Source organism: Pseudomonas putida, assembly GCF_050990305.1.
GTDB lineage: Bacteria > Pseudomonadota > Gammaproteobacteria > Pseudomonadales > Pseudomonadaceae > Aquipseudomonas > Aquipseudomonas putida_AH.
In genome coordinates this window covers 408,419-421,201 of the sequence record NZ_CP158817.1, presented here as the reverse complement: position 1 = coordinate 421,201, position 12,783 = coordinate 408,419, and the positions used below count along the sequence as shown (strand labels likewise).

Below are 12,783 nucleotides of genomic sequence, written 5' to 3'. Positions count from 1 at the left end.
GTCCTGTAGAAGGGAGAGCCGACACCGAATCACTATTCATCAGAAGGGTGGCAGCTGTACGCAGGTTAGTAGACCGGGCAAAGCGCAAACCGGCGCGCCCAAAGGCGCCCTGCGCACAGCTACCGTCAAGGGCAGGTATGGATATACCTGCCTATCAGGAACGCATATGCACTGCGATTTGCTATGGGCTACTAAACCCGATCACTGACCATCAGTGACGCGAATCAAGTTAGCGATGGCCCTCGAAGCGCACAAGCCGGCGGATTCTGGAGTAGGTGTAGGCAGCGCCGCAAGGCGCCGTAGCCTGTTGGAGGGATTTCAGAAAAGTCTTACGGACGAGGGTGAAATATCTGGTAGATCGCGGTTTGGCTGATGCTTTTTTGGTGTTTGGCGGACGCCTTCGCGGGCAAACCCGCTCCCACAGGGTCATGCGCTGACCTGTGGGAGCGGGCTTGCCCGCGAAGGACGGCGCGGCCGTCAACCTTTTCAGAAACATCAGAAACGACAAAGGGCGCCTTTCGGCGCCCCTTCACAAACAGGTCGGCTTGTCATCGCCCTTGTACCTGCCTGGCTCTGCGATGGCTGGTTATCCAGGATCCTCAGAGTCTCACAAGCCCCTTTCGGGAACATCGATAGTATTGATCGAAAAAAGATCGGGAACAACAGGTAGCAACTCGCCTATCTGTACCAGTTTCTACGCCATCACAACCCTAACGCCCTGCGCACCGCGGTTTTGATTGCGGCGAACTCGTCTGTTTCAAGTTGTGAAATGACGTAAGTTCGCTTTCCCTGGCGATCCCGAGTCTTGATTCGATCCAGTCTGGAGAGACTCACAGTTGCGACCATATCGCATTTTGCCCAACAGGTTGGTGTTGCTCCTTGAAGATGGTTAGCTAGCTCCAAATGGTGTTCAAGGGCAGAGTCCGGAGCAGTGGTACTCAACGGTACAACCGTTACCAACAAGCTGTTCGTTCTGTGTTTTCGAATCACTACAACCGGTCTGATCTTGACCATTTAAGGCACTTCATAGCCCCTGAAATCACAGATCAATACACTGCCTTCCTTTGGTTGATATAGAAGTGGCATCCTTGGCACTCGGCAAAAGAAATCGATTCTGCGCAAGATTCCAGAAAACCACTAAGTTCGATCCGTTACTTTGAATGTCCTCATTGAAGATCCACGATCTCATACGCCTGAGCCTTCAACCTTCCGCGTCAACAACTCCACAAACGCCCGAGCCATCGCCGACTTCTGATCCTTGCGCTGCACCAGCCACACCGCCGACACCGCCGCCGGGTCCAGCAACGGTCGATACACCACACCATCGATGCGCATCCGTCGGTACGACGCCGGCAACACCGACACCCCCAGCCCCGCTGCCACCAGTCCAATGATCGTCATCGCCTCCCCGGCCTCTTGCGCAAAGTGCGGGCTGAACCCTGCATCCCGCGCCAGGCTCAATAGCTGGGCGTACAACCCGCTGCCGTAGCTGCGTGGAAAAAACACGAAGGGTTCGAGGGCCAGTGCGGACAGGTATATCCCCTCTTCACTGCCCTCCACCAACGGATCCTTGGAGCTGAGTACCGCCACCAATGGCTCGCGCATCAACTCGACCACGTTGAGCGAGTCAGGCAGCCCCAGCGGCCGCATGATCCCGACCTCGATCGATTCGTCCACCAGCGCATCGGCCACCTGCGTGCTGCTCATTTCCCGCAGGTTCAGGTGCACCGCCGGGAAGCGCTGGCGAAACGCGAAGATCGCCTGGGGAATGGTCGAGTTGAACGGCGCCGACGACGTGAAGCCGATCTTCAGTTCGCCCAGCTCACCCAACTGCGCGCGCCGCGCGACATCTGCCGCTTTGTCGACCTGCGCCAGCACCAGCCGCGCCTCTTCCAGAAACAGCCGACCGGCCTCACTCAGCTCGACCCGACGATTGGTACGCTCGAACAATCGCGCGCCGACCTCCTGCTCCAGCGCCTGAATCTGCTGGCTCAACGGCGGTTGGGAGATGCCCAGCACCTGTGCGGCGCGGCCGAAATGCAGTTCTTCGGCGACGGCGATGAAGTAGCGCAAATGGCGCAGTTCCATGAAAACCTCATTAGGTCGTTAAAGCTATCAAACAGGTCGAACAATATATTGGATTGAATCATTAGCCAGCTATATGCTTTTTTCATTGCCTGACCGGCTGTACGCATCCGAGGTCCACCGTGAAAACTGCTGTCGCTCCACTTGCCCATGAAGCTTCTCCTGCCGTACAGGACGACGTTGTCGCTGAACTGAAAGAGATCTACATCGAAAAAGGCACGCCGGCGTTCATGCGCACCGTGCTGGCATTGTTCTGTGGCGGCTTCGCGACCTTCGCCCTGCTCTACTGCGTGCAGCCGATGATGCCGCTGCTGTCCCACGAATATTCCATCAACGCAGCGCAAAGCAGCCTGATTCTCTCGGTGGCCACCGGCATGCTCGCCATCGGCCTGCTGATCACCGGCCCGATCTCCGATCGCGTGGGGCGCAAACCGGTGATGGTGGCAGCACTGTTTTGCGCCGCACTGTGCACCATGGCCAGCGCGATGATGCCGAGCTGGCATGGCGTGCTGATCATGCGTGCGCTCATCGGCTTGTCCCTGAGTGGCCTGGCGGCAGTCGCCATGACTTATCTCAGTGAAGAAATTCACCCCGAACACATCGGCCTGGCCATGGGTTTGTACATCGGCGGCAACGCCATCGGCGGCATGAGCGGACGCTTGATTACCGGCGTGTTGATCGACTTCGTCAGCTGGCACACGGCGATGCTGGTGATCGGTGGCCTGGCGCTGATCGCGGCAGCGGTGTTCTGGAAAATCCTTCCCGAATCGCGCAACTTCCGCTCCCGTTCGCTGCATCCGCGCAGCCTGCTCGACGGTTTCACCATGCACTTTCGCGATGCCGGCCTGCCGCTGCTGTTCCTCGAAGCCTTTGTGCTGATGGGCGCATTCGTCACCCTGTTCAACTACATCGGTTACCGCTTGCTGGCCGAGCCGTACCACATGGAACAAGCCTTCGTCGGCCTGCTCTCGGTGGTGTACCTATCGGGCATCTACAGCTCGGCGAAAATCGGCTCGCTGGCCGACAAACTGGGCCGTCGCAAGGTGCTCTGGAGCACCATCGTGCTGATGATCGCCGGTCTCGCCCTGACGATGTTCACGCCACTGCCGCTGGTGATTTTCGGCATGCTGGTCTTCACCTTCGGCTTCTTCGGCGCCCACTCGGTGGCCAGCAGCTGGATCGGCCGACGCGCCACCAAGGCCAAGGGCCAGGCGTCATCGCTGTACTTGTTCAGCTACTACGCCGGTTCGAGCATCGCAGGTACTGCCGGCGGAGTGTTCTGGCATGTCGGTGGCTGGAATGGCATCGGCCTGTTCATTGGCGGGTTGCTGCTGGTGGCGTTGGGGGTAGCGTTGAAACTGGCGAAACTGCCGCCATTGCCGTAAACCCGCTCCCTTGTAGGAGCTGCCGCAGGCTGCGATCTTTTGATCCGGCCTTTAACAATCAAAGGCAAAAGATCGCAGCCTGCGGCAGCTCCTACAGGGGTTATTTGAGTGTTATTTGGGCGTGCAATGCGGCGTCGCGCCTTTCCAGTGTTAGCAATTGCAGCGTGACGCCTTCGCGCTCCATACGGTCCAGCCATGACAGCAAGGCCTTGGCATCGCCGCTGAGGGTCAGGCGCAACAGATCGTTATCGGTGTCCATCTGATGCATCTCCAGCCCGGAAATGCCGACGCTTTCGCTGATACGCAGCGACAGCGCCCGGTCAGTGGGTTCGGAAGCACTGTTGCCAGGTCGCGCCTGTAGCAGCTGTGCGGCCACCGCCAGTTGCTGCTGGTACTGACGCTCGGCTGTCGCCAATCGTTGTTGCGTGGGTTGCCAAATCAGGCTGAAAGCCACCACGCCCAGGATAAATACACTCAGGATGAGCAACAGTCGTTGCTCGCGGATGGCCAGGCGTTGCCAGCGCTGCATCGTTACCGCCCGAAGCCCGGTCGATTTCATACGCCTTGCTCCATGGTCAGGGTGGCCTGCACTCGATCGCCTTCCTTGTTGGCGCTGTCGAGTCTTACCGGTAGGCCTTGCTGGCGGCCACGTTCACGCAACAACTCCAGCTGCGCAAAGCTGTTGGCGGACAGCTGGATTTTCCAACCGTCGCCCTCACGAAACTCAATGCGCTGCACGTCGACGTTGCCGGCGCCGATGACTTGCTCGACCAGATGGACCAGGCTTGCAATACGCTTGCCCTCAGGCTCCGCACTGCGGTTTTGCAGTGCTTTGAGTTGTGCCGCTAGATCAACGATGCGGGTCTGCTGCGGATAAAGCGCCTTGAATTGCTGCTCATTGCGACTGTAAAGCTGACGGGTTTCGCTTTCGATAAAGTGGATTCTCGCCTCAGTGGCAGCCCAGTTCAGGAGCAACAGCATCAGCATCGCCAACCCGCCCAGGCGCCAAGGCAGGTGCTTTCTACGCCGTGCGAATTCACCGTGCAGCAAATTGACGGCTTGCCCGCTTTCCAGGTTCAACCACTGGTCGATATCGGCAATGTCCTGGCGCTCATCAAGCCATTGGATGTCCGCTGGCAAGCCCGGCTGGAGCAGTGCCCAGTCGTCATCCGCCACCGACAGGCGAGCGGGCAACCCGCCACCGAGTATCCAGCGACCGAACCACCGAACACCGATAGCCTGGTCATGGGGTAACACGTCGGCATCGACAAACACTGAGCGCACCTCAATTCCCGCTTCAACCAGCAGCGCAAGCACGGCCCTCAAGCGTTCCCGATCAATCACCATCACCGGGTAGTGCCCTTGTGGGTCATGGCCGCCAACGCTCAAGTGCAGGTTTTCCAGCGTTTCGCTCAACTGCTCTTCAACAGCGAAGGCGATGGTTTGCGTATCCGGTCGACGCCTGGAGGGCCAGGGTTCACTGCGCACCCAACTGCATAACTCCATTGGCAATAGCAAATCGACCGCCTGGCCGTCCAAAGTCCGGGCCGCTTGGCTCAGAGACATGAGTTGTCGCTGACCGGATGGCGACCACATGCAACTCGGCCAGTCGAGCGCGCAGGCGGCCACGCCTTCGGCGGTGAGGTAGAGCCAGGTTTTCATTGGGTAATCTCGAGGGAATTGAACGGCAGTAAACGTCGTTGCAGGACTTTGAGTTGACGTGTCTTGGGGTCGCGTTCGACATCAGCGCCCAGACGCAAGCGATTCTGCCCGTGAGTCACCTCGACCGTGATCCGAAACCAGCGGCTATCGATGCCCAGGCCATGACTGCTCACCTCGGCCCCAGCCAGCAACGGGTCCAGGGTAAAGGCCTGCACGCTCGGCCACGGGTTCGTCGTACGTTGATGCACTAACGCATCCGCCGTTGCCGCTTCAATACCATCGAGCGTGCGCAGCACCAGCGGCCGTGCCGTATTGATGTTCAATGCGGCGTCAGTTGGGAGCAGCGCGACCCAGGGTTCCAGACGCCCCAACAACTGACCATCAACACCCGGAAGCAGGCGCAACTGGCTCACTTCTCGCAATGCGCCCACCTGCTCCAACTGCAGATCTGGCATTTGAAGAAGCGCCAGCAAACGTTTCCAGCGATGGAGCGTGACCTGATCGATCTGTCCCTTAATCAAGATGGCGTTGAGATTGAAACGCCCGGCGAGATCTTCGATCACCACATGGATTCGCGCATCCTCGATTTCGAAGTCTGCTGCTTGCTCAGCCATCAGATCACGGTTTTTATCCTGAGCCTGCAGCAGCGACAACGCCAAGGATTCCCCAGCCATACCAAGTTGTCGCATGTGCATTTGTTGCAACTGCAGCCCACTGCTTTGCAGCATCAAACGGTGGCTGCGCAATACACCGCCGATGATCAACAACGCCAGACTCATCACCAGCAAAACGCTGATCAGCGCAACGCCACGTTGACGTCCCCTCATGGCAACGCCTCCGGCATTAGAAGCACCCGGCGGATCGCCTCGAAGCGTCCCGCAGAGAGTTGCATCTCCAGCGCCAACGGCGCTTTCACGTGCCCATCACTGCGCCAACCGGCCTGAGCGTCGAACAGACGCCAACTCACGTGCCGAACATCGCCCAGCAGTTTCTGCCGCTGCACGATCAATGCGCCTTCACCCCGACTTTCGCGCCACAACGCGCCGTTTTCGAAACGATAGGTCAGTGCCTGTCGTTCGCTGCGTGGCAGATCCTGCGGGTTTCGCCAATGGCTGCGCTGCCAATGCAGCAACGTCTGCTCCAGCACGATGGGTTGTTCGGTGATGTGCAACAGATCGCGTTCGATCACCGCGATTGCGCGTTGCAGCCCTCGCAATTCACGCTCATGTGTCAGGGTGACTTGTTGCACACGCAGCACAGTGTCGAACAGGGTCCAACTGGCCAGTCCCAACAAGGCGAATACCGCCATGGCGATCACCAGTTCAAGCAAGGTAAACCCGACTTGCCTACTCGCCATGATGGGGGATCCAGCCACTGGCGCGGTGCACGGGTTGATCGCGGCCGTCCAGACTGACGTCGACATCGACCGCCAGCAGCTGGGGGGCGCTTGCGGTGCGGATGCTCTGCCTTACCAACCAGTGGCGATGATTCATTTGCACCACCTGTTGCGACTGACCGATGAGCAAAGCCGATTGCAGGCGAAGTTCGTTCAAGTGGTTGTCCGCAACCCACGCTGCGATCAGTCGCTCTTCGACTGCGCCCGCTTGCTTGATGACATATTGGCTCGCCGACAACACGGCCGTCGCCAGGGTCGCGAAAACCACCAGTGCCACCATGATCTCCAGCAACGTGAAGCCGTCCATGCGACGCGTGAACGAGCGCCTAACCATCGATCACCACCTCACCGATGCCATCGCTGGACAGGCTCAACCCGCTTCGACCCTGGGTTTCGAAGGTCAGGGTGAACGTGCTGGTTTCATCACTGCTGAGCATCAGCAATTGGGGCGGCCCTTCATCAGTGCCCAGGCTCACGAAGTGCCCGTCGTATTCCAACCGCAGTCGCAAGCCGTCCGGCCATCGAGACAGCGCCGTCATCGGCTCCCAGCCACGGGCCTCAAGCCGCATTGCCCGGTAGCCTTCGGTGCTCAGCCGAACGCCGTACTCCTGACTGTCGAGCACCGCCCGTTCACGCAAGTGTCGAATCACTCCCGCCAGTGCTTGCGCTTCTTGCCTGGCCTGACGCGCCGGGTTCATCCCTGTGGCAAAACTCACCATGCCCACCAGCACGCCGATGAGCACGATGACGATCATCAGTTCCAGCAAAGTAAAACCCCGACAGCGGCGCCGCATGAATCAGCCGCCCCAATTGCCAATATCGCCCGCATGCCCTTCGCCACCTGTCACACCATCAGAGCCGAGGGAGTACAGGTCATAGCTGCCATCGACCGATCTCACACCCGGATTGAGGTATTGATAGGGCGTGCCCCACGGGTCCACGGGCAGGCTTTTGAGGTAACCCTGAGGGTTCCAATTGCGCGCCGCCGGCAGCCCGGAGGGGCGTTTGCTTAGAGCCTCCAGGCCCTGCTGTGTCGAGGGGTATTGGAAGTTGTCGAGGCGGTACATTTCCAGGGCGGTGGCGATGGCCTGGATATCGGTTTTGGCCGCGGTGACTTTTGCCTGATCGGGGCGACTCATGAATTGCGGCACCACGATGGCGCCGAGAATGCCGATGATGACCACCACCACCATGATTTCGATCAGGGTAAAACCGCGCTGGGACGTTCTGTGACATAGAGCATTCATCGGTCAATTCACCAATTGGTTGAGGCTGAGTATGGGAAGCAGGATGGCCAGGACGATCAGCAGCACGACGCCGCCCATCAACACGAGCATGGCCGGTTCGAACAGGCTCACCGACAGGGCGATGCGCGCTGCCAGGCTGCTTTCCTGTTGTTCGGCGGCGCGGGCAAGCATGCGATCGAGTTCGCCGGCCCGTTCACCGCTGGCGATCATGTGCAACATCATCGGGGGAATATCGCCGCTCAGTTCCAGGCCACGGGTCAAGGTGCCGCCTTCGCGGACCGAGCGGGCGACATCGGCCATGCGTGCACGAATGGTCAGGTTGCCGATCACCGCGGCGGCGATTTCCAGGGCGTCTACCAACGGCACCGCGCTTTTGCCGAGAATCGCCAGGGTGCTGGCAAACCGCGCCGCCTCCATCGCTCGCAACACCTCGCCGATCATCGGCAGGTTCAAAGCCAGGCGATGCCAGCGCAGTCGCCAGACCGGCTGGTGCATGCCCCAGCGCCAGAGGCTGACCAGTATCACCAGCCCGCCGAGCAACAGCAGCCCGTGGTTGCGCAAGCCATCGCTCACACCGATCAACGCCACGGTCAGCCAAGGCAACGCCTGACCGCTATCGACGAAAATTTTCACCACGTCTGGCACTACGTAACCGAGCAGAAAACCGACGATCGCCGCGCTGGTCAGCATCAGGATCAACGGGTAGACCAAGGCCATCTGGATTTTCTGCCGCGAGGCCTGACGCGCTTGTGTGTAAGCCGCCAACTGCTCCAGCACATCGCCCAAATGGCCGGAACGTTCACCGGCAGCGACAGTGGCGCGAAACAACTCGGGGAAAGCCTTGGGAAACAGGCCCAGTGCGGTTGAAAGCGCATGGCCTTCCATCACTCGGCCCCTGACCGCCGATAACAAGCTGGCGACCTTTCGCCTGGCACTTTGTTGAGCTACGGCCTCCAGGGCTTCCTCAAGGGGCAAACCCGCCTGAACGAGGGTGGACAGTTGCAGTGTCAGCAACGCCAGGTCCGCGGCGCTGAGGCGTGCGCCCCGTGGCTGTGTCCCGCTACCACTACCCACCTTGACCTCATGCAGCTCACGCGGCCATAAACCTCGCTCGCGCATCAGTTGCCGGGCATGGCGTGGACTGTCGGCTTCTAGTCGGCCCTTGCAGCGCCGGCCCTGGGCATCGTCCGCACGGTAATCGAACGTCGGCACGCCTAATCCTCCTGAGTCACGCGCAGCAACTCGTCGAGACTGGTCACGCCGTCCAACACCCGTTGGCGCCCATCCTGAAACAAGCTGCGCGATACCTTGCGCGTCTCATCGGTCAACGCCTGCTCGCTGGCGCCTTGATGAATCAGCGTCGACACGGCAGGCGTCACGCCGATCAGTTCGTAGATCCCTATTCGTCCGCGATAACCGTGCTGACACTGATCGCACCCCACGGCTTTGAACAGCAGCGCAGGCGCCGTGACATCGAGCCCCAACCGCTGACAGGCCGCCACATCGGCGCGGTATGACACCTTGCAGTGAGCACACAATGTACGCAGTAACCGCTGGGCCAGAATGCCCACCAGCGACGACGCCAGCAGATAGGCATCGACCCCCATATCGACTAATCGCGTTACCGCGCCAACCGCGCTGTTGGTGTGCAAGGTCGAGAGAACCAAATGCCCTGTGAGTGAAGCCTGAACAGCAATTTCCGCGGTCTCGCGGTCGCGGATTTCGCCGACCATCACCACGTCCGGGTCCTGGCGCAAGATCGCCCGTAAACCACGAGCGAATGTCATGTCGACTTTCGGGTTGACGGGCATCTGGCCGATCCCCGGCAGGTGATACTCGATGGGATCTTCGACCGTAAGGATATTGCGGGTCTGATCGTTCAGATTGCTGAGCGCGGCATACAGGCTAGTGGTTTTGCCGGAGCCGGTGGGCCCTGTCACCAGCAGAATGCCGTGGGGTCTGCCCAGCAGTTGGCGCAGGACAGCAAGCGTGTCGTCCGGCATGCCCAGACGCTGCAACTCCAGACGCCCGGCCTGTTTGTCGAGCAATCGCAACACCACCCGTTCACCATGCGCCGAAGGTAGCGTCGAAACCCGCACGTCGACTTCGTGCCCGGCCAGTCGCAGGGCCATTCGTCCATCCTGAGGCACACGTTTTTCCGCGATATCCAGTCGCGCCATGACCTTGATCCGCGACACCAGCAGCGTCGCCAGTTCACGTCTCGGTCGCAGCATTTCACGCAATTGCCCGTCGATACGCATGCGCACCGAGAGGTATTGCTCGAAGGTTTCCAGATGCACGTCTGAGGCATGCTCACGTACAGCTTCGCTGAGTAGCGCGTTGATCAGACGGATAATCGGCGCGTCGCCTTGCTGCTCCAGCAGATCGGCGGTTTGCGGAACCTGGTCCACCAGGCTGAGCAGATCCAGTTCTTCGTCCAGCCCTTCAGCGACCTGCCTGGCGGCACTCTGCCCTTCGCGATAAGCGGCAGCCAATCGGGCTGCAAACACCTCGGGCTGCAACAACCGCAGTGGCAGCTCCCGCGACAAAATCGGCCCACAAACACGACGCGCCTCGGCCAAAGCCGTCAACGGTGTATCGGCACGCATCGCCATCACCCATTGTTCGCCTTCACGCTCCAGCAGAACGCCAAACCGCCGGGCAAATCCAAAAGGCAGTGGTTCGCGAACCAGAGGCGAGGTCGTCATGGTGTGGTCGGCGCTGGCTGGCGCAAATCGAACAGCGGCGCATCGGAATCCGGCTCGAACAACTGACGCGCATCCGCTGGCAGCAACAACGAGTTGTTGCCCTGCGCCCCAGGCTTGCTCAAGTCACGCAGTGCGTTGTAACGCTGCCGGCTTACGTCGACCAGGTCTTCCTTGCTGCGCACGATCGTGGGCCGCAAAAACACCATCAGGTTACTTTTGGTTTGCGTATCCCGAGTCCAGCGGAACAGGGCTCCAAGGTAAGGAATATCACGCAGCAGCGGCACCCCGCTTTTCTGGGTTCGCACGCTGTCGCGAATCAAACCGCCAATCACGATGATTTCGCCGTCGTCGGCCAGGATGGTGCTCTTGAGTGCCCGTTTGTTGGTGATCAGATCGGAAGAGTCGATACCCGATACCGAAGGTGCGATGTCCGACACTTCCTGCTCGACTTCCAGGCGCAAGCTCGAACCGTCATTGATGTACGGCTTGATTTTCAGGCTGATGCCCACGTCCTTGCGTTCAACCGTAGTGAATGGATTGTCTGCACCACTGCTGTTGGTGGCGTAGGAGCCGGTTTTGAAGGGCACGTTCTGACCGACGATGATTTCTGCTTCCTGATTGTCCAGCGTCAAGAGACTGGGTGTGGAAAGCAGGTTGCTGCGGGTGTTGCTGGCCAGAGCGGAAATCAATGCGCCGAAGCGGTCACCGCCCAACTTCAGTATCGCGCCCTCTGGAGCCGATTTTTTCTCATCGAATGTCAGGCCGCCGACGATCGGAACGTCAGTGCCGGGGAAATTGATGAAACCCTTGGCATCACCGGTGTTCAAGCCCCACTGCACGCCCACCGCTTCGGCAATGTCTCCGGAAATCTCAACAATGGCGGCATGAATCAGCACTTGTGCCCGTGGTTGATCTAGCTGACGCACGATGCTTTCGATGGTTTTGACTTGTGCCGGTTCGGCGATCAGCACCAGCGCATTCTGGCTTTCGTCGGCCTTGATCATGAAGGTCGCGCCGCTGGAGATATCCTTAGTGCCACCATGGGCCGTGGGCGGCTTTCTGCCCTGCCCCATGGTTTCCAGAATTTCAGCCAATTGTTTTGCATCGCTGTGACGCAGGCGAATTACACGGGCGTTATCGGGGATCGCCGTGGCGCGGATGTCGAGGCCGCGGGCCAATTCAGTCAAACGTTGGCGGACCGTGGGCGGGCCGATGAGAATCAGGCGGTTGGTCCGGCTATCCGCCAATACCTGGATCGTTGTATCGGCGTTGCGTTTGCCCAGTGAGGCGTCCATCAGCAAGGCCACGTCGCTGGCCTGGGCGTGGAGCAGTTGAACCACCGAGTGCATGTTGCCCTGGCCGGAATCCAGTTGCCGAATCACTCGAGCAATACGTTGCACGTTAGCCGCCGTATCGGTGACCACCAGGGCATTGGCTGACACCGACGGACCGACATAACCATTGACCGACACCAACGGCCGGACCAGCCCGGCAATGTCGGCGGCGCTGCTGGTATTCAACGCGATGACCTGCGTGACGAACTGCGACGCTGTGGTGTTTTTTGTCTTGCCTTGGCCGGCGCGGGTTTTCGCTTCAGCGACTGGCGTAATGAGGATTCGGTCACCCTCATCGATCACCGTGAAGTTGTGGGCATCGAGTACCGAGTAAAACAGTCGACGAACGCCCTCGCGGTCCAGCGCCTGACGGGACATGACGGTGACACGACCGGAGACTCTGGGGTCCAGCACCACAGTCGTGCCGAGAATGGACGAGATTTCTTCGACGATGTCACGCAGCTCGGCGTTGTTCATCGCCAACTGCCATTTTTCTTGCTCCGCCCGCAGCGTGCCGGGCAAAGCAATCACTGCCAACAAGGCAAGAAGAAGCATGGCACGCAGTGCCTGCGTGCCAATCAAGCTGTTCATGGGTTTATTCACTCTGACTGCCCCGATTGCGGGCGTAGATAACGTGCAGAAATAGCGGGAGTCTGAACCTCGGACTGCGAGCCGACTGGGTGCAGGAAACGCGTGGCGGGTGCCTGCAGCGTCAACACTTCCTCGCGCCCCTTGTTCCACAACACCGCCTGATTCGCCTCGACGCGACGCAGCACGCTGCCGCCCGGCAACTGATCGCCTACCTGATAAATCCGTGCGCCTTGCCCATCGGCCAGCAAGGCTCTGGACAAGCCGGTACCGAGAATAAAGCTGGCTTGCAGCGTCAGTGGCTCGGCACTGGGCAGCAAGGCATTCTCAGCTGACAGACCGAGCACCGTAATAACGGCGGTTGTTTCGAGGGGCGCA

General features: G+C 59.7%; 14 protein-coding genes. 1 reads left to right on the top strand and 13 read right to left on the bottom strand.

Annotated features, from left to right (window positions below):
* Positions 1 to 702: 702 nt before the first annotated feature.
* Positions 703 to 1,014 (bottom strand): type II toxin-antitoxin system PemK/MazF family toxin, encoded by a 312-nt coding sequence (locus ABTV22_RS01970; RefSeq protein ID WP_433738314.1) that lies wholly within the window; start codon positions 1,012 to 1,014, stop codon positions 703 to 705.
* Positions 1,015 to 1,185: 171 nt separating this feature from the next.
* Positions 1,186 to 2,088 (bottom strand): LysR substrate-binding domain-containing protein, encoded by a 903-nt coding sequence (locus ABTV22_RS01965; RefSeq protein ID WP_433738313.1) that lies wholly within the window; start codon positions 2,086 to 2,088, stop codon positions 1,186 to 1,188.
* A gap of 119 nt (positions 2,089 to 2,207) precedes the next feature.
* Here ABTV22_RS01965 and ABTV22_RS01960 point away from each other — a divergent pair, with 119 nt between their 5' ends.
* Positions 2,208 to 3,470 carry an MFS transporter gene (locus tag ABTV22_RS01960; RefSeq protein ID WP_433738312.1) on the top strand — a complete coding sequence of 421 codons (1,263 nt, stop codon included), beginning with the start codon at positions 2,208 to 2,210 and terminating at the stop codon, positions 3,468 to 3,470.
* A gap of 100 nt (positions 3,471 to 3,570) precedes the next feature.
* On the opposite strand, the gene gspM is transcribed toward ABTV22_RS01960, so the two are convergent.
* The 11 genes from gspM to ABTV22_RS01905 are packed head-to-tail and all read right to left on the bottom strand — an operon-like array spanning position 3,571 to position 12,725.
* On the bottom strand, positions 3,571 to 4,029 hold the full coding sequence (gspM, locus tag ABTV22_RS01955; protein WP_433738311.1) for a type II secretion system protein GspM: 459 nt from the start codon (positions 4,027 to 4,029) through the stop codon (positions 3,571 to 3,573).
* The gene (gspL, locus tag ABTV22_RS01950) at positions 4,026 to 5,132 is read right to left on the bottom strand and encodes a type II secretion system protein GspL (protein ID WP_433738310.1); all 1,107 of its coding nucleotides are present in this window, start codon (positions 5,130 to 5,132) and stop codon (positions 4,026 to 4,028) included. Before gspL ends, gspM begins: the two co-directional genes overlap by 4 nt.
* Positions 5,129 to 5,959, bottom strand: a complete 831-nt coding sequence (locus ABTV22_RS01945; RefSeq protein ID WP_433738309.1) for a general secretion pathway protein GspK — start codon at positions 5,957 to 5,959, stop codon at positions 5,129 to 5,131. The genes gspL and ABTV22_RS01945 overlap by 4 nt, the downstream gene beginning before the upstream one ends.
* Positions 5,956 to 6,489: a type II secretion system protein GspJ gene (locus ABTV22_RS01940; protein WP_433738308.1), complete on the bottom strand. Its 534-nt coding sequence runs from the start codon at positions 6,487 to 6,489 to the stop codon at positions 5,956 to 5,958. Before ABTV22_RS01940 ends, ABTV22_RS01945 begins: the two co-directional genes overlap by 4 nt.
* Entirely contained in the window at positions 6,479 to 6,862 is a 384-nt protein-coding gene (gene gspI, locus ABTV22_RS01935; RefSeq protein WP_433738307.1) for a type II secretion system minor pseudopilin GspI, read from the bottom strand. Before gspI ends, ABTV22_RS01940 begins: the two co-directional genes overlap by 11 nt.
* The gene (gene gspH / locus ABTV22_RS01930) at positions 6,855 to 7,322 is read right to left on the bottom strand and encodes a type II secretion system minor pseudopilin GspH (RefSeq protein ID WP_433738306.1); all 468 of its coding nucleotides are present in this window, start codon (positions 7,320 to 7,322) and stop codon (positions 6,855 to 6,857) included. Before gspH ends, gspI begins: the two co-directional genes overlap by 8 nt.
* Before the next feature lie 3 nt (positions 7,323 to 7,325).
* The gene (gene gspG / locus ABTV22_RS01925; protein WP_433738305.1) at positions 7,326 to 7,775 is read right to left on the bottom strand and encodes a type II secretion system major pseudopilin GspG; all 450 of its coding nucleotides are present in this window, start codon (positions 7,773 to 7,775) and stop codon (positions 7,326 to 7,328) included.
* A 3-nt stretch (positions 7,776 to 7,778) separates the two neighbouring features.
* Positions 7,779 to 8,987 (bottom strand): type II secretion system inner membrane protein GspF, encoded by a 1,209-nt coding sequence (gene gspF, locus ABTV22_RS01920; RefSeq protein WP_433738304.1) that lies wholly within the window; start codon positions 8,985 to 8,987, stop codon positions 7,779 to 7,781.
* Between the two features lie 2 nt (positions 8,988 to 8,989).
* On the bottom strand, positions 8,990 to 10,483 hold the full coding sequence (gspE, locus tag ABTV22_RS01915) for a type II secretion system ATPase GspE (RefSeq protein WP_433738303.1): 1,494 nt from the start codon (positions 10,481 to 10,483) through the stop codon (positions 8,990 to 8,992).
* Positions 10,480 to 12,408, bottom strand: a complete 1,929-nt coding sequence (gene gspD / locus ABTV22_RS01910; protein ID WP_433738302.1) for a type II secretion system secretin GspD — start codon at positions 12,406 to 12,408, stop codon at positions 10,480 to 10,482. Before gspD ends, gspE begins: the two co-directional genes overlap by 4 nt.
* An 8-nt stretch (positions 12,409 to 12,416) precedes the next feature.
* On the bottom strand, positions 12,417 to 12,725 hold the full coding sequence (locus ABTV22_RS01905; protein ID WP_433738301.1) for a hypothetical protein: 309 nt from the start codon (positions 12,723 to 12,725) through the stop codon (positions 12,417 to 12,419).
* Positions 12,726 to 12,783: the final 58 nt, after the last annotated feature.